Origin of the sequence: Rhodococcus sp. RS1C4 (assembly GCF_002258225.1) — a bacterium.
Taxonomy (GTDB): Bacteria; Actinomycetota; Actinomycetes; order Mycobacteriales; family Mycobacteriaceae; genus Rhodococcoides; species Rhodococcoides fascians_E.
This window is the reverse complement of record NZ_NOXZ01000048.1, coordinates 70,225-85,979: the sequence shown is the minus strand read 5'-3', so window position 1 is coordinate 85,979 and position 15,755 is coordinate 70,225. Positions and strand designations below refer to the sequence as shown.

Below are 15,755 nucleotides of genomic sequence, written 5' to 3'. Positions count from 1 at the left end.
CGTGACGACGACACCCGGCATCGAGTCGGTGGAGACCGAGCTCACCTCGGCTGTGTCCTTGCTGGAAACCGCGCAGAGCGTGACCGTGCTCTGCCACGTGCACCCGGATGCCGACACGATCGGGAGCGGCTTGGCCCTTGCTCTGGTCCTGCATCGCCGAGGCGTCCCGGTACAGGTGTCGTTCGCCGTCCCCGACACGCTTCCCGAGTCCATGAACGAGCTGCCTGGGTGCGAGTTGCTCGTCCCGTCGGACCAAGTCCGGTCTCAGGTGGACTTGGTGGTGACGGTCGACGCGGGCAGCCGCGAGCGTCTCGGTAGCTTGGCGAGTCGGATCGACTCGGCGCGCGCGTCCCTGGTGATCGACCATCACCGTTCCAACACTCGATTCGGATCGCTGAACGTGGTCGATGCCGACGCCGAGTCCACGACAGCCGTCATCACCCGCCTTCTCGATCTTTGGAACGTCGACATCGATGCCGAGTTGGCGCACTGCCTGTTCGCGGGCCTGGTGACCGACACAGGCTCGTTCCGGTGGGTCCGTCCCGGCTCGCATCTGCTGGCCGAGCGCTTGCTCGCGACGGGTATCGACGGTGGTGCCATCGCACGCAAACTTCTCGACAGTCATCCCTTCGGTTGGCTGCCCATGCTCGGTTCCGTCCTCGGTTCGGCAACGCTGGTGCCCGACGCAGTCGGCGGTCGTGGCCTGGTGTACGCGGCGATCCTTCGTGAGAACTCCGAAGGGCTTCGGTCCGAGGAGATCGAAAGTGTCATCGACATCGTCCGAACCACTACGGAGGCAGAAGTAGCGGCGGTACTGAAGCAGCAGGCGGGCGACGAATGGACGGTGTCGCTTCGGTCGAAGGCATCGGTCGACGTGTCCGCGGTGGCAGCAACTCTGGGCGGCGGCGGCCATCGCAACGCTGCCGGCTTCACTGCTTTCGGCTCGAAATCGGACGTGATCGAGACTCTGACAGATGCCCTCGGGTGACGTCGACGCCTCCCAGGATGCGTCACCTCGTCGGATACTCGGGCTTGCGCTTCCCGCGCTCGGTGTTCTCGCTGCGGAACCGTTGTACCTGCTGTTCGATGCGGCTGTCGTAGGTAGGCTCGGAGCAGCGGCCCTTGCCGGGCTGGCGGTCGGCGGCCTGGTACTGGCCCAGGTCAGTACCCAATTGACGTTCCTGTCCTACGGCACGACTGCCCGCGCTGCCCGCATGCACGGAGCGGGTCGTGAACGTGACGCCGTGGGCGAGGGCGCGCAGGCGACCTGGCTCGCACTGATACTCGGAACAGTCATCGTGGGCGTCATGCAGATGCTGTGCGTACCGATCCTCACCGTCATCGGCGGCGGCGGCGACATCACGGCCCAGGCAGTGCAGTGGTTCCGCGTCGCGGTGCTCGGCGTGCCGTTCATTCTCGTCTCACTTGCCGGGAACGGGTGGATGCGTGGTGTCCAGAACACGGTGAGGCCTCTTCGATTCGTCCTGGTCGGGCTCGGCCTGTCCGCTGTGTTGTGCCCACTGCTGGTGCACGGACTCGCGGGGTTCCCCGATCTCGGCCTCGTCGGATCCGCAGTGGCAAACGTCGTCGGCCAGGCTGTGTCGGGCGCGTTCTTCGTGGCCGCGGTGGTGCGTTCCGGCGTGCCGCTGCGACCGTCGTGGTCGATCATGCGCGCACAGTTGGTACTGGGTCGCGACCTCGTCCTCCGCAGCCTGGCATTCCAAGCGTGCTTCCTGTCGGCCGCGGCCGTGGCGTCGAGATTCGGTGCCGCGTCGGTCGCCGCCAATCAGGTGGTCCTGCACATGTGGAACCTGGTGTCCCTCACGCTCGACTCTCTTGCCATAGCCGCGCAGACCTTGGTGGGCGCGGCGCTGGGTAGAGGGGATGTGCGCGGTGCCACCCGCCTCGGATGGCGACTGACGGTGTGGTCCACGATCTTCGCCGCGGTCCTTGCGGGCGTGTTCGCGGTAGGACGTCCGGTGATACCGGCTCTATTCACTACGGACGGCGGCGTCGTGGCCGAGATGCACTCGATCTGGTGGATCTTCGTCGTCATCGTTCCGATCGCCGGTGTGGTGTTCGCCCTCGACGGGGTGCTCCTCGGCGCAGGCGACGCAGCATTCCTCCGCACGGCCACACTGGCGTGCGCTCTGATCGGATTCCTACCCGCGATCTGGATGGCCCTGGCCTTCGACTGGGGACTGCGCGGAATCTGGTTCGGGCTCGGCGTGTTCGTCACCCTGCGCATGATCGCGGTCGTGGTGAGGACACTGTCCGGCAAGTGGGCACTGGTCGGCGCCGACATTCAGCGTGAGGCCGGATGAATCGTCACTTCCTGGCTCTTGACGACGAAGAACACGTCCATCCCAGGTTCGAGGTGCAATTCCGCGACGGCAGCAGGCGTCACATCCGCGGCGATGCCGGGGCTGCCGTCCGAATGCTTGGCCGCACGTAGTCGAACGGTGGCGCCGTGGACGTCCATCTCGGCGATCGTCACCGGAAAGACGTTGCGCGGACTTGCATGTGGGGCTTCGATGTGGGCGGCGACCGACGACGGCGCGAACACGGCGACGGCACCGCCGGCCACGGACTCCCCGTGACCGTGGACCGTCGAACCCCAGGCGGTCGTCAGCGAGCCTGCGCTGTCCGCGGTCCCGGCGACCAGGTTCACCCCGGCTATCCTGGCGGCGAATGCGCTGCGAGGCGCGGTGAGTACCTCGGTCGTCGGGCCCCGCTCGACGATCCTTCCCTTCTCGACGACGACGACGGTGTCCGCGAGTGCCAGTGCGTCGAGCAGGTCGTGGGTCACCACGACGGCGGTGCGTCTCTGCTCGCGCAGGACGGTGCGGAGCAAGCGGCGCACCGCAGGCGCAGTGTCGATGTCGAGGGCGGCCATCGGCTCGTCGAGAAGAAGAACCCGCGGGTCGGCCGCGAGCGCTCGTGCGATGGCTACTCGCTGGGCTTGTCCGCCCGAGAGCCCTCTCGGTCGGCGGTCGGCGAGCTCCAACGCGTCGACCGCGCCGAGCCACGTACGGGCCGTCGTATGCGCCTGACGTCGCCCGGCTCCTCGGCTGCGCGGCGCGAACGCGACGTTGGCCTCGACCGACAGATGCGGAAACAGCAGTGGCTTCTGCGTAAGGCTCGCCACGCCACGTGCATGAGCGGGGACGAATGTCCCAGTGCTGGTGTCGGTCACGACGTCCGGCCCCAGCACGACACGTCCTGTATCCGGTCTGAGCAGGCCTGCTATCAGCGAGAGCAAGGTGGACTTGCCTGCTCCGTTCGGCCCGAGGACAGCGACCGTCTCGCCGTCGTCGGCGTCGAACTGTATGTCCACGCCGCGGGCGGCGACGTCGGCGCTCAGGTGTATCGAACTCACAGCACAGGCCCCCTCACAATGCGCCGGCGACCCGGCGACCGCGTGCTGCGACGACGATGACGGCGGCGACCACGATCAGCAGCAGGGACAGTGCGACGGCAGCGTCGGCATCGGTTTCACGCTGGAGGTAGATCTCCAGCGGCAGAGTCCTCGTTCTTCCTTCCAGCGATCCCGCGAACGTCAGCGTGGCACCGAATTCACCGAGGGCACGGGCGAATGCGAGAACCGCGCCGGACACGAGGCCGGGCAACACCAACGGAACGGTGACCCGGCGCAGCACCGTGGTGGGCTTGGCACCGAGAGTGGCGGCCACTGTTTCGTAGTCGCGGCCCGAAGTCCGCAGTGCGCCTTCGAGGCTCACCACGAGGAAAGGCAGAGACACGAACGTCTGCGCCAGGACCACTGCCGTCGTCGAGAAGGCAATCGAGATACCCCATGCTTCGAGATGTTCACCGATCAATCCGAGACGACCGAACGTGTAGAGCAGGGCGATCCCGCCGACGACGGGAGGCAACACGAGGGGGAGCAAGACCAGCGCACGAAGGACGGACAGACCGGTGAATTCCGTCCGTGCGAGGACGAGCGCCATCGGAACTCCGAACACGACGCACAGCAGCGTGCTGATCGCGGCGGTCTTCATGCTGAGCAGCAGGGCCGTCCGCGACGACTCCGACGTGACGAGCGGAACGAAGTCGGTCCACTCGATTCGAAGGAGAATCGCGACGAGTGGAAGGACCACGAACACTGCGCCGACTGCCGCGGGGACGAAGATCCAGCCCGGTAGGCCGAGTCGGACGTCGTTCCCGCGGCGCGTAAAGATCACGGTGCGGCGAATCCTGCCTCGGCCAGAACTTTCCGGCCCTGCTCTCCGGTGACGAGGGCTTCGAATGCGGCTGCGGTGGCGGCGTTGTCGCTGTTCTTCAGCACCACGATCGGGTAGGTGTTGACGGCACCCGACGCCTCCGGGAACTCGACCGCGGTGACCTGATCGCCGGCGCCCGCGGCGTCCGTGACGTAGACCAGGCCCGCGTCGGCCTGGCCCGAGGTGACCTTACCGAGTACGTCGGTGACGGCGGACTCCTCACTGACCGCGGGGATCGTGGTTCCGGTAGCGTCCTCGACCTTCTGGGTGGCACTTCCGCATGGAACCTGGGGTGCGCAGACGACCGTCAGTACGTCCGGGTTCGCGAGGTCCGCGAACGACGTCACGTTCTTGGGGTTGCCCGGAGCAGTGACGATGGTGAGTGTGTTCGTGGCGAAGTCCACCGGGTCCCCGTCGACGAGATTCCCTTCCACCGCCTTGGTCATGTTGTTGGTGTCGGCCGAGGCGAAGACGTCGGCGGGAGCGCCCTGAGCGATTTGGTTCACCAGGTCGGACGATCCGGCGAAATTGAATTCGACGGTGGCGCCGGGGTGCTCGGCCTCGAACGTCTCGCCGAGCTCGGTGAACGTGGCCTTCAGTGACGCGGCTGCGAACACGGTGATGTCACCGGTGACGTCGGATCCCGACGAAGATTCGGACGCGCTGGTGGGCTCGGTCGAGTCCATCAGCGCGTCCGAATCGTCGGCGTTCGAGCATGCGGACAGAAGTGCGGCGCACGATCCGACTGCGACGAGAGTAGTGACGAGTGATCGCTTCAATGGTCTTCCTCCACGAGAAATGGCCTGTTCAGGGCGCTTCGACGATGACGGTGGTTGCTTTCACGACGGCGACGGAGATCTTCCCCGGTTCGAGCCCCAGTGTGCGTACCGATTCCGTGCTCATCAGCGAGACGACGGTGAACGGTCCGCACTGCATTTCGACTTCGCTCATCACGGTGTCCGAGGTGACCTTGGTGACGAGTCCGACCAACCGGTTCCGCGCCGAACTCTCGGTGCCCGTCGGGTCCGGCGGCGGCGACGCGTGGTCTCGGGCGAACGTGGCGAGCACGGCGCCGTCGACGACCTTGCGGCCCGCCTCGTCCTTGCCTGCGGGTAGGGCTCCGCTGTCGATCCATCGGCGCACCGTGTCGTCGCTCACGCCGAGCAGGGCGGCGGCGTCGCGTACCCGAATCCGTGATTGCGGCATGAATGAGACTTTAGACCAGCAGATGCGGATCCACTGCGTCGATCATCGGTTTCGTCGGGAGATCACCCTCTGCGCGGCGAAGTGAGCCGCGAGCAACGCGACGATGCAGACGACCGCGGTGATCGCGAACCCGGTCACGAAGTTGTCGGAGGCGATTCCGGCGAGGAACGCGGCCATGACCGACAGAATCAGACCCGCCCGGAGCGCGCTCTTGTTTCCCATGTGTCCGATTCTCGCATCCGGCCGACGCCGTGGGTCGAGCGCGCGTCGCCGGTAGTGGCAGGGGACAATCAGGAATGGCAGGGGTCAACCACGCGTTGGTTCTGCATCGAGGACGCAACCACACCGTGATCGGAAGGACTTCTGGCCTGTGACAGCCAAGCTCTGGGCAGTCAGCGACATCCACGTCGGCCACCGCGGTAATCGGCCGGTCACCGAGGACATTCATCCCGAGTCTCCCGAGGATTGGCTCATCGTCGCCGGTGACGTCTCCGAGAAGACGGACGACATCAGATGGGCGCTGGAACTGCTGCGCAGCAGGTTCGCCGAGGTGATCTGGGTGCCGGGAAATCACGAGTTGTGGACCACGGCGAAGGATCCGGTTCAGATCCACGGCGTTGCACGCTACGAGTACCTGGTGAACCTGTGTCGCGAGATCGGCGTCGTGACACCGGAGGATCCGTACCCGGTCTGGGAGGGCGAAGGGGGACCGGCGACGTTGGTACCGATGTTCCTCCTCTACGACTACTCGTTTCTGCCGCGAGGTGCGATCGACAAGGAGCACGGACTGAAGATCGCGCGGGACAAGAACGTCGTCGCAACGGACGAATTCCTTCTCTCGCCCCAGCCGTACGCCACCAGGGACGCTTGGTGCCGGGCTCGAATCGACAGCACTCGTGCACGACTCGACGCGCTCGACACTTCCGTTCCCACGGTTTTGATCAATCACTTCCCGATGGTTCGGCAGCCGACCGACGTTCTGTTCTATCCGGAGTTCGCTTTGTGGTGCGGCTCGACGCTGACCGCGGATTGGCACACCCGTTACAACGCGATCTGCTCGGTCTACGGGCATCTGCACATTCCGCGGACGACATATTACGACGGGGTGCGGTTCGAGGAGGTGTCCGTCGGCTACCCGCGAGAGTGGCAGCGACGTGGTCTGCCGTCGAACGTGCTGCGTCAGATTCTCCCGGTTCCCGAGTACCCCGAGGGCACGCTGAACAAATGGGGCGGTCACTTCACGGTGACTCCCGAAATGGAGGCGGAAGTAGAGAAGATGAGGGCGAACAAGTGATCGAGTCGATCCTGCCGAACGGTGTCGTCGCTGCAGAACTCTTCGAAGATCCGCCCGGGCTGCAACCGCATCCGCTCGAGGCGCCGCTCGTGGCGAAGGCGGTGGACAAACGCAAGCGTGAATTCACGTCGGCCCGTCACTGCGCCCGCGTTGCGATGGACAAGCTCGGTGTCGAGCCGGCTCCGATCCTGCGCGGCAAGTCCGGTGCGCCGCAATGGCCCAAGGGTGTCGTCGGCTCGCTGACGCATTGCGACGGGTATCGAGGTGCCGTCCTGGCGCACGCCCTGCAGATCCGCTCGGTGGGTATCGACGCCGAACCTCACGGCCCTCTACCCGACGGGGTTCTCGATGCCGTGAGCCTGGACAAGGAACGTGAGTGGCTGTCGGGGGCGGATTCCAGTCTTCACTGGGATCGGCTTCTGTTCTGCGCCAAGGAAGCCACCTACAAGGCGTGGGAGCCGCTGACGGGCAGATGGCTCGGATTCGAGGACGCCCACATCACGTTCGAGCGAACGGGTACGGGAACCGATCTGTCCGGAACGTTCCACTCGAACCTTCTGGTGCCGGGCACCACGATCAGTGGACCCCCGCTGAGCTCGTTCGACGGTAGATGGCTCGTCTCCGACGGACTGATCGTCACGGCGATTGCAGTGACCTGACCTGCCTCCTGGCAGAATGAACTCCCGTGTCTGCACGTGGGAAGTTGTCGTCCGGCCTCGTCGGCGCCGGGTTGTTGATCGTCGACAAAGAAGCCGGGGTGACGAGCCACGACGTGGTCGCGTCGTGCCGAAAGTTGCTGAACACCCGCAAGGTCGGGCATGCGGGGACCTTGGACCCGATGGCCACGGGGGTGCTCGTGTTGGGAATCGAACGGGCGACGAAGATGCTCGGTCTGCTGGCGTTGACGACCAAGGCGTACACCGCGACCATCCGGCTCGGGCGTACCACGACCACCGATGACGCCGAAGGGGACACCGTCCTCGACGTCGACGCGTCGGCAGTGACGGACGAGGCGGTCGCTCGGCACGTGGCCGTGTTGACCGGTGAGATCGATCAGGTCCCGTCCAGTGTCAGCGCCATCAAGGTGGACGGTCAGCGCGCGCACAAGTTGGTGCGGGCCGGCGAGGACTTCACGATTCCGTCACGGCGAGTGACGGTGACGAGGTTCGATGTCGTGGGCCGACAGGACGTGCCGGACGGCGGTTTCGTCGATCTCGACGTGGAGGTCGACTGTTCGTCCGGAACTTACGTGCGTGCTCTGGCGCGTGATCTCGGCGACGCGCTGGGGGTGGGTGGCCACCTGACGGTGCTGCGCCGCACGAGAGTCGGTCCCTTCACTCTCGAACATGCGCGCACGCTGGAGGACCTTGCCGAATCACCGTCGGTCAGCCTGGATATCGACGAGGCCGCGAGGACGGCGTTTCCGCACCGTGAGATCAGTGCGGAGGAAGCAGAGTCGATCAGCCAGGGGCGGTGGCTCGATCCGATCGGTCTGTCGGGGGTGTATGCGGCGATCGATCCGACCGGTCACACCATCGCCCTGTTGCAGGAGAAGGGCAAGCGTGCAAGTTCGGTGATGGTCGTGAGGCCGGCGACACTGCGCGGCCTGTAGGGCACCGTCGTCAGGCGGGGATCATCCAGATCGCCTCGGCGGCCCGTTGGCCGAGGTCGATCGGGCCTGCGCTCTCGGTCTTGCCGAGTTCGATGGCGACCGTTCCGGCGAAGTCACGGCGCTCGACGACGGTGATCGACAGGTCGAGGGTGATACCGACGGAGTCGAAGTAGCGAAGCATCGCCGGATCGGAATCCGAGATGCGGGCAACGCGGCCACACTGCCCGTCCACGTAGTCGCTCAGGCGCGTTGCTTCCGGTGAGGCGATGTCGCCGTCGACGGACGGGATCGGGTCGCCGTGCGGATCGCGTTCGGGGAAGCCGAGTTTGGCGTCGATCCGCGCCATCATGAGATCCGAGACCGCGTGCTCGAGGATCTCGGCTTCGTCGTGCACCTCGTCCCATCCGTAACCGAGTTCGCGAACGAGGAAGGTCTCGATCAGGCGGTGACGACGCACCATCGCGATCGCCGCGGTGCGTCCGCGTTCGGTCAGCGAGATCGCGCCGTAGCGCGCGTGGTCGACCATGCCCTGGTCGGCCAGCTTGCGGATTGCCTCGGACACCGTGGATGCGGACACTCCGATGCGCTCCGACAACATCTTGGTGCTGACCGAGTCCTCGCTCCACTCGCTGGCTGTCCAGATGACCTTCAGGTAGTCCTGTGCAACGGCCGACAGTTGCACGTTTTCGGCCGCGATAGGTTCACCGGTTCTTTCCGCCACGAAAGCGAGCTTAGGCAATCCACTCGGAAATGACACGTTGCCTCCGGCGCGTTCAGGCCGCGACCTCCGTGCGCCTGCGCACCGCGCGAGTCACCAGACCCTGGCTCGGGCTGAACAGGTACGCGAGCAGGAACACCAGTCCCTGTGCCAGCACAACCATGCCGCCTGACGACACGTCGAGGTAGAAGCTGACGTAGATGCCCACCACGGCGCAGCCGACGCCGATGGTCGGCGCGAGCACGAGCATCCGCCCGAAGCGATCGGTCAGCAGGTACGCGGTGGCGCCTGGCGTGATGAGCATGGCGACCACGAGGATCACTCCGACGGCCTGAAGCGCGACGACGGTGGTGAGGGCGAGCAGCGTCAACATCAGACCCGAGAGCACGGTCGGGGAGATGCCGACGGCCTGAGCCTGCGTGCGGTCGAACGCGAACAGCGTGAAGTCCCGGCGCTTGGCGACCATCACGCCGAACGCGAGACCGCCGAGCACGATCACCTGCCACATGTCGCCGCGTGACACTCCGAGGAGGTTGCCGAACAGTATGTGATTGAGGTCGATCTGGCTCGGAAACTTCGAGATCAACACGACACCGAGCGCGAACAGAGTGGTGAACACCACCCCGATCGCGGCGTCCTCCTTCACCAAGGTGGTGTTGCGGACGACGCCGATCGCTCCGACGGCGATCAGTGCGAACAGCAGTGCGCCGATCGCGAACGGTGCGCCGAGTAGATAGGACAGCGCCACGCCGGGAAGGACGGCGTGCGAGACGGCGTCGCCCATGAGCGACCATCCGATCAGCACGAGCCAGCAGCTCAACACCGCGCACACGATCGATGCGACGACCGTCACGAGCAGCGCACGCTGAATGAAGGTGTACTGCAGAGGTTCGACGATGATGTCGACGAGAACCATGGTCAGCTCGCTTCCGATGTGGTCGAGACGCCGAAGGCCAATGCCAGGTTGTCCGGTTTCAGAACCTCTCGGGGATCTCCGTGCATCAGGACCCGCTGTTGAAGCAGGACGGCCTCGTCGCACAGATCCGGGAGAGCGTGCAGGTCGTGCGTCGAGACGAGGATCGTCGAGCCGGCCGCCGCGATTTCCTTCAGCAACCGAGTGATGGTGGCCTCGGTGCGCTTGTCCACCCCTGCGAACGGTTCGTCGAGCAGCAGGAGTGACGCCTCCTGGGCGATGGCTCGCGCCACGAACGCTCGTTTGCGCTGGCCGCCCGACAGTCGGCCGATCTGGCGATCCGCGAGGTCGGTGAGGTTCACTCGGTCCAGGGCGGCGTCGACGGCGTCGTGATCCCGTGCACGTGGTGAGCGCATCCAATTCTGCTTCCCGTAGCGACCCATCATCACCACGTCTCGGACGCTGACGGGGAACGTCCAGTCCACCGACTCACTCTGCGGGACATAACTGACCGTCCCGTTCTTGCGGGCGGCGGCGGGCGCCCCTCCATGGATTCGAATGGATCCGGTGTTCGGTCGGACGACGCCCATGATCGCTTTGAACAGGGTCGACTTGCCGGATCCGTTCATGCCCACGAGGCCGCAGACGCGGCCGGATTCGAGGGTGAGGGAGGCGTCGCTCAGCGCGGTCACCTCACGGTAGGCGACGGAGACTCCGACGATGTCCAGTGCTGGTGTCATGGTGGTCATTCCGGCTTTCCGAGTAGTGCGTCGGTGATGGTGCGAGCGTCGTATGCGAGAAGGTCGAGGTAGGTGGGTACGGGACCGTCCTGACCACTGAGCGAGTCGACGAACAGTTTGCCGCCGAAGCGTGCTCCGGTGTCCTCGGCTACCTGCAGCTGTGCCTTGTCGGACACGGTCGACTCGCAGAACACCGCGGGTACGTCGTTGTCCTCGACGAACCGGATCGCGGACACCACCTGCTTCGGCGTGCCTTCCTGCTCGGCGTTGACCGGCCAGAGGTAGGCCTCCTGCAGGTCGAAGTCCCGGGCGAGATAGCTGAACGCACCCTCGCACGACACGAGGGCACGTTGCTCGGCGGGCAGCCGATCGAGATCGCGCTTCAGCTCGTCGCCGACAGCGCGCAATTCGAGCTTGTAGCTCTCGGCATTGGCGCGGTAGTCCGACTCGTTGGCCGGATCGAGGCGCACGAACGCCGCGGCGATGTTGTCCACGTAGGTCTCGGCGACGACGGGAGACATCCAGGCGTGTGGGTTGGTCTTCCCGGCGTACGCGTCGTCACGGATGAACACGGGCTCGACACCAGCGCTGACGACGGCGTGCGGTGCGGGAACTCGTTCGACGAACTTCTCGAACCACGATTCGAGTCCCAGGCCGTTGTCGAGAATGAGCTCGGCTCCCTCTGCCGTCCGCAGATCTCCCGGCGTCGGCTCGTATCCGTGGATCTCGGCGCCGGCCTTGGTGATCGACTCGACGCGCAGGTGGTCCCCGGCGACATTGCGTGCCATGTCTGCAAGCACCGTGAACGTCGTGAGGACGAGCGGGCGCCCGTCGTCGGCGATGATCGGTTCGTCGTCGCCTACGGAGCGGGCGCAGCCCGCCAGAATCGCAACGCCGAGCAGGACGGCTGCGATGCGTCGAAGAAATAAGTTCGGCACGCCGAAATCTTGGCAGAGTGTTTGCAGGTTTGTCCACTGCTGTTCGCCGCGACATGTCCATCCGGAAGTGACCCACGCCGACGCGGGCCGTAGGCTTCTCCTCGTGCAGAGATGGCGAGGTCTCGACGATGTACCTGCCGACTGGGGTCGTTGTGTTCTCACGATCGGCGTATTCGACGGCGTCCACCGTGGTCACGCCCAGTTGATCAGCCGTGCGGTGACGTCGGCCGAGGAGCGTGGAATACCCAGTGTGCTCATGACTTTCGATCCGCACCCGATGGAAGTGGTGCGGCCCGGAACGCATCCGGCGCAGCTGACGACGCTCACGCGTCGGGCCGAGCTGGCGGAAGAATTGGGCATCGACGTGTTCTGTGTGATGCCGTTCACTCCCGAACTGATGAAGCTGACGCCGGAGCGCTACGTCCACGAGATACTGGTGGAGCGGTTGCATGTCGCCGAGGTCGTGGTGGGGGAGAACTTCACCTACGGCAAGAAGGCGCTCGGCAACGTCGAGTTGCTGCGCAAGGTCGGCGACCGATCCGGTTTCGCCGTCGACGGCGTCAATCTTCTGGCCGAGCATGCGGTCACCTTTTCGTCCACGTACATCCGTTCGTGTGTCGACGCGGGTGACGTGTCCGCGGCTGCTGCGGCGTTGGGGCGTCCTCACCGCGTCGAGGGCGTCGTCGTGCACGGTGACGGGCGCGGACGCCAACTGGGATATCCGACGGCGAACGTCGCGCCGCCGATGTATTCGGCCATCCCGGCGGACGGCGTCTATGCGGCGTGGTTCACCGTGCTCGGTCCCGGCCCGGTCATCGGCACCGTGACTCCGGGTGAACGTCACCGTGCTGCCGTGTCCGTCGGCACCAACCCGACGTTCTCGGGTCGGACCCGGACGGTCGAGGCGTTCGTGTTGGACAGTGACGGTGACCTCTACGGACAGCACGTCGCGGTCGATTTCGTCGAGCGGATTCGCGGAATGGAGAAGTTCGAATCGATCGACGACTTGATCGAGGAGATGGGTCGGGACGCGGAGAAGGCCCGCGCCGCCCTGACCGACCGACTTTCGTGACCGGCTGCCTCTCCTGGTAGGCTGCCTTCTCGGTGCATGCTGCGGTCCGTGGTGGCTGCGCCGCTTTCCTTTCCCGCGGACGTCAGTGATCAGGAGTAGTACCAGTGGCATTGACCACCGAACAGAAGAAGGCCGTTCTCGGCGAGTACGGCTTGCACCCGACCGACACCGGTTCGCCCGAGGCGCAGGTCGCGATGCTCACCAAGCGCATCACCGACCTCACCGAGCACCTGAAGAAGCACAAGCACGACCACCACTCCCGCCGCGGCCTGCTGCTGCTGGTGGGACGTCGTCGTCGCCTGCTGAAGTACATCGCGAAGGTGGATGTCACCCGGTACCGTTCGCTCATCGAGCGTCTGGGACTGCGTCGATAACATCGGCGCCGACGCGCCCGCGAAAGTGGGCCGTCTTCGAAATATGCAGTAGCCAACGAGGCAGTGCTTAGACTGTTCCTCGTTGGCTATCTGTGTTTGGCACGCCAGCAAGACAAGCGAACACATGGGTGTTCGCACATCGCCGTGATCGCCCGATGCACCCAGGGTGTCGGTCTTCGGTAGTGGCCTTGGCGGACGAAGCTCTCGTCCCCAGGGCTTCGATCGATGGCCGCCCCCGAGCAACAGCGACCGCAGCCCTGCCTGCACATGGCAGCGGGGCCAGTGGTCCGTCGGTGCGCGCACGGCAAAGACGAGAGGACGAGAAGAAGAGAATGACAGACACCACCAACCTGGACGTCGAAGAAGGCGTCTACGAAGCAACTGCCGTCATCGACAACGGCACCTACGGCAAGCGCAGCATCCGGTTCGAGACCGGTCGCCTCGCCCAGCAGGCATCCGGCGCCGTCGCTGCCTACCTCGACGAGGACACCATGCTGCTGTCCGCCACGTCGGCAGGCAAGAGCCCGCGCGAAGGGTTCGACTTCTTCCCGCTGACGGTCGACGTCGAAGAGCGGATGTACGCCGCCGGACGCATCCCCGGATCGTTCTTCCGTCGTGAGGGTCGCCCCTCCACCGACGCCATCCTCACCTGCCGCCTCATCGACCGGCCGCTGCGCCCGACGTTCGTCGACGGTCTCCGCAACGAGATCCAGGTCGTCATCACCGTCCTGAGCCTCAACCCGGCCGATCTCTACGACGTCGTGGCCATCAACGCGGCATCCGCGTCCACGCAGATCGCAGGCCTGCCGTTCTCCGGCCCCATCGGTGGTGTGCGTGTCGCGCTCATCGACAAGCAGTGGGTCGCGTTCCCGACGGTCGAGCAGCTCGAGAAGGCCGTCTTCAACATGGTCGTCGCGGGACGCATCGTCTCGGGCTCCGGCGCCGACGCCGACGTCGCGATCATGATGGTCGAGGCCGAGGCCACCGAGAACGTCATCGAGCTCATCGAGGGCGGCGCACAGGCACCGAACGAATCCATCGTGGCCGAGGGGCTCGAAGCCTCGAAGCCGTTCATTGCTGCGCTGTGTACCGCACAGCAGGAGCTCGCCGCCAAGGCCTCCAAGCCGACCGGTGACTTCCCCCTGTTCCCGCCGTACCAGTCCGACGTCTACGACGCCGTCGCCAATGCAGCTCAGATCCCGTTGAGCGAGGCACTGACGATCGCAGGCAAGGCCGAGCGCGAGAACAAGCTCGACGAGGTCAAGGCTCAGGTACTCGAGCAGGTCTCCGACTCGTTCGAGGGTCGTGAGAAGGAAATCGGTGCCGCGTTCCGCGCGCTGACCAAGAAGTCGGTGCGTCAGCGCATCCTGACCGACCACTTCCGTATCGACGGCCGTGGCGTCACCGACATTCGTTCGCTGTCCGCCGAGGTCGCGATCATTCCGCGTACCCACGGCTCGGCGCTGTTCGAGCGCGGCGAGACGCAGATCCTCGGTGTCACGACACTCGACATGGTCAAGATGGCGCAGCAGGTCGACTCGCTCGGACCCGAGACGTCCAAGCGCTACATGCACCATTACAACTTCCCGCCGTACTCGACCGGTGAGACCGGTCGCGTCGGATCGCCGAAGCGTCGCGAAATCGGCCACGGTGCGCTCGCCGAGCGCGCGCTGTTGCCGGTTCTGCCGAGCCAGGCCGAGTTCCCGTACGCCATCCGCCAGGTCTCCGAGGCGCTGAGCTCCAACGGCTCGACCTCGATGGGTTCGGTCTGCGCGTCGACGCTGTCCTTGCTCAATGCCGGTGTGCCGCTGCGCGCTCCCGTCGCGGGCATCGCCATGGGCCTGGTGTCCGACGAGGTCGACGGCGAAACCCGTTACGTTGCACTGACCGACATCCTCGGCGCCGAAGATGCCTTCGGCGACATGGACTTCAAGGTCGCTGGTACCAAGGACTTCGTCACGGCACTTCAGCTGGACACCAAGCTCGACGGAATCCCGTCGAAGGTTCTGGCAGGCGCGCTGTCGCAGGCGAAGGACGCACGCACCACGATCCTCGAGGTCATGGCCGAGGCCATCGACGCGCCGGACGAGATGAGCCCGTACGCACCTCGTGTCACGGCCATCAAGGTTCCCGTCGACAAGATCGGTGAGGTCATCGGACCCAAGGGCAAGATGATCAACTCCATCACCGAGGAGACCGGCGCCAACATCTCGATCGAAGATGACGGCACCGTCTACGTCGGTGCAGCGGACGGTCCGTCCGCTCAGGCCGCGATCGACAAGATCAACGCCATCGCCAATCCGCAGTTGCCGAAGGTCGGCGAGCGCTTCCTCGGAACCGTCGTCAAGACAACGGCTTTCGGTGCATTCGTTTCGCTGCTTCCCGGCCGCGACGGCTTGGTGCACATCTCGAAGCTCGGCGGCGGCAAGCGCATCAACAAGGTCGAGGACGTCGTGAGCGTCGGATCGAAGCTTCGTGTGGAGATCGCCGATATCGACAACCGCGGCAAGATCAGCCTCGTTCCCGTCGAGGAAGAGGGAGCAGCTGCTGCAGGCTCGTCCGATTCGGCTCCGGCCGACGCACCTGCCGAGGCAAACGCTGAGTAAGAAGCAACAAGGCAGAACGGTACGTTCCTACGGGACGTACC

General features: G+C 65.3%; 17 protein-coding genes. 8 read left to right on the top strand and 9 right to left on the bottom strand.

What is annotated here, in order from left to right:
• Position 1: 1 nt before the first annotated feature.
• Both CH289_RS24260 and CH289_RS24255 read left to right on the top strand, forming a co-directional pair.
• The gene (locus CH289_RS24260; RefSeq protein WP_094728771.1) at positions 2–988 is read left to right on the top strand and encodes a DHH family phosphoesterase; all 987 of its coding nucleotides are present in this window, start codon (positions 2–4) and stop codon (positions 986–988) included.
• Positions 975–2,324, top strand: a complete 1,350-nt coding sequence (locus CH289_RS24255) for an MATE family efflux transporter (protein WP_037142514.1) — start codon at positions 975–977, stop codon at positions 2,322–2,324. The genes CH289_RS24260 and CH289_RS24255 overlap by 14 nt, the downstream gene beginning before the upstream one ends.
• Here CH289_RS24255 and CH289_RS24250 read toward each other — a convergent pair.
• From CH289_RS24250 to CH289_RS24230, 5 genes are read right to left on the bottom strand one after another with little or no spacing between them, the layout of a single operon-like run.
• Positions 2,306–3,379, bottom strand: coding sequence for a sulfate/molybdate ABC transporter ATP-binding protein (locus CH289_RS24250; protein WP_026347623.1), 1,074 nt, complete (start codon positions 3,377–3,379; stop codon positions 2,306–2,308). The genes CH289_RS24255 and CH289_RS24250 overlap by 19 nt on opposite strands.
• Positions 3,380–3,392: 13 nt before the next feature.
• Entirely contained in the window at positions 3,393–4,202 is an 810-nt protein-coding gene (locus tag CH289_RS24245; protein ID WP_019664187.1) for an ABC transporter permease, read from the bottom strand.
• On the bottom strand, positions 4,199–5,020 hold the full coding sequence (modA, locus tag CH289_RS24240; RefSeq protein WP_037142506.1) for a molybdate ABC transporter substrate-binding protein: 822 nt from the start codon (positions 5,018–5,020) through the stop codon (positions 4,199–4,201). Before modA ends, CH289_RS24245 begins: the two co-directional genes overlap by 4 nt.
• Before the next feature lie 28 nt (positions 5,021–5,048).
• Positions 5,049–5,447: a TOBE domain-containing protein gene (locus CH289_RS24235; RefSeq protein WP_020110257.1), complete on the bottom strand. Its 399-nt coding sequence runs from the start codon at positions 5,445–5,447 to the stop codon at positions 5,049–5,051.
• Between the two features lie 42 nt (positions 5,448–5,489).
• On the bottom strand, positions 5,490–5,669 hold the full coding sequence (locus CH289_RS24230; protein ID WP_020110256.1) for a hypothetical protein: 180 nt from the start codon (positions 5,667–5,669) through the stop codon (positions 5,490–5,492).
• 148 nt (positions 5,670–5,817) lie between these two features.
• Between CH289_RS24230 and CH289_RS24225 the strand changes: the two genes are divergently transcribed.
• From CH289_RS24225 to truB, 3 genes are read left to right on the top strand one after another with little or no spacing between them, the layout of a single operon-like run.
• Positions 5,818–6,741, top strand: a complete 924-nt coding sequence (locus CH289_RS24225; protein ID WP_019664183.1) for a metallophosphoesterase family protein — start codon at positions 5,818–5,820, stop codon at positions 6,739–6,741.
• Complete coding sequence (gene npt / locus CH289_RS24220) at positions 6,738–7,400, top strand: 4'-phosphopantetheinyl transferase Npt (protein ID WP_094728769.1); 663 nt, start codon at positions 6,738–6,740, stop codon at positions 7,398–7,400. The genes CH289_RS24225 and npt overlap by 4 nt, the downstream gene beginning before the upstream one ends.
• Positions 7,401–7,426: 26 nt before the next feature.
• Positions 7,427–8,353, top strand: coding sequence for a tRNA pseudouridine(55) synthase TruB (gene truB / locus CH289_RS24215; protein WP_033189606.1), 927 nt, complete (start codon positions 7,427–7,429; stop codon positions 8,351–8,353).
• Between the two features lie 10 nt (positions 8,354–8,363).
• Here the strand turns inward: truB and CH289_RS24210 are convergent, their stop codons facing one another.
• Genes CH289_RS24210 through CH289_RS24195 form a run of 4 tightly spaced genes read right to left on the bottom strand, consistent with a single transcriptional unit; the run spans position 8,364 to position 11,662 of the window.
• On the bottom strand, positions 8,364–9,074 hold the full coding sequence (locus CH289_RS24210; protein ID WP_019664180.1) for a metal-dependent transcriptional regulator: 711 nt from the start codon (positions 9,072–9,074) through the stop codon (positions 8,364–8,366).
• Between the two features lie 52 nt (positions 9,075–9,126).
• The gene (locus tag CH289_RS24205; protein WP_019664179.1) at positions 9,127–9,987 is read right to left on the bottom strand and encodes a metal ABC transporter permease; all 861 of its coding nucleotides are present in this window, start codon (positions 9,985–9,987) and stop codon (positions 9,127–9,129) included.
• 2 nt (positions 9,988–9,989) lie between these two features.
• On the bottom strand, positions 9,990–10,733 hold the full coding sequence (locus CH289_RS24200) for a metal ABC transporter ATP-binding protein (protein WP_019664178.1): 744 nt from the start codon (positions 10,731–10,733) through the stop codon (positions 9,990–9,992).
• Positions 10,730–11,662, bottom strand: a complete 933-nt coding sequence (locus tag CH289_RS24195) for a metal ABC transporter substrate-binding protein (protein ID WP_037162919.1) — start codon at positions 11,660–11,662, stop codon at positions 10,730–10,732. The genes CH289_RS24200 and CH289_RS24195 overlap by 4 nt, the downstream gene beginning before the upstream one ends.
• A gap of 103 nt (positions 11,663–11,765) precedes the next feature.
• Between CH289_RS24195 and CH289_RS24190 the strand changes: the two genes are divergently transcribed.
• From CH289_RS24190 to CH289_RS24180, 3 genes are all read left to right on the top strand, one after another.
• Positions 11,766–12,734 (top strand): bifunctional riboflavin kinase/FAD synthetase, encoded by a 969-nt coding sequence (locus tag CH289_RS24190; RefSeq protein WP_026347622.1) that lies wholly within the window; start codon positions 11,766–11,768, stop codon positions 12,732–12,734.
• A gap of 104 nt (positions 12,735–12,838) precedes the next feature.
• Positions 12,839–13,108 carry a 30S ribosomal protein S15 gene (gene rpsO / locus CH289_RS24185; protein WP_020110253.1) on the top strand — a complete coding sequence of 90 codons (270 nt, stop codon included), beginning with the start codon at positions 12,839–12,841 and terminating at the stop codon, positions 13,106–13,108.
• Between the two features lie 332 nt (positions 13,109–13,440).
• Positions 13,441–15,714 carry a polyribonucleotide nucleotidyltransferase gene (locus CH289_RS24180; RefSeq protein WP_020110252.1) on the top strand — a complete coding sequence of 758 codons (2,274 nt, stop codon included), beginning with the start codon at positions 13,441–13,443 and terminating at the stop codon, positions 15,712–15,714.
• The last annotated feature ends 41 nt before the right edge of the window (positions 15,715–15,755 follow it).

Coding starts and splice junctions, on each gene's coding strand:
- CH289_RS24255 (WP_037142514.1), top strand. CDS start 975: ATGCCCTCGGGTGACGTCGACGCCTCCCAGGATGCGTCACCTCGTCGG.
- CH289_RS24235 (WP_020110257.1), bottom strand. CDS start 5,447: ATGCCGCAATCACGGATTCGGGTACGCGACGCCGCCGCCCTGCTCGGC.
- CH289_RS24230 (WP_020110256.1), bottom strand. CDS start 5,669: ATGGGAAACAAGAGCGCGCTCCGGGCGGGTCTGATTCTGTCGGTCATG.
- CH289_RS24205 (WP_019664179.1), bottom strand. CDS start 9,987: ATGGTTCTCGTCGACATCATCGTCGAACCTCTGCAGTACACCTTCATT.
- CH289_RS24200 (WP_019664178.1), bottom strand. CDS start 10,733: ATGACCACCATGACACCAGCACTGGACATCGTCGGAGTCTCCGTCGCC.
- CH289_RS24180 (WP_020110252.1), top strand. CDS start 13,441: ATGACAGACACCACCAACCTGGACGTCGAAGAAGGCGTCTACGAAGCA.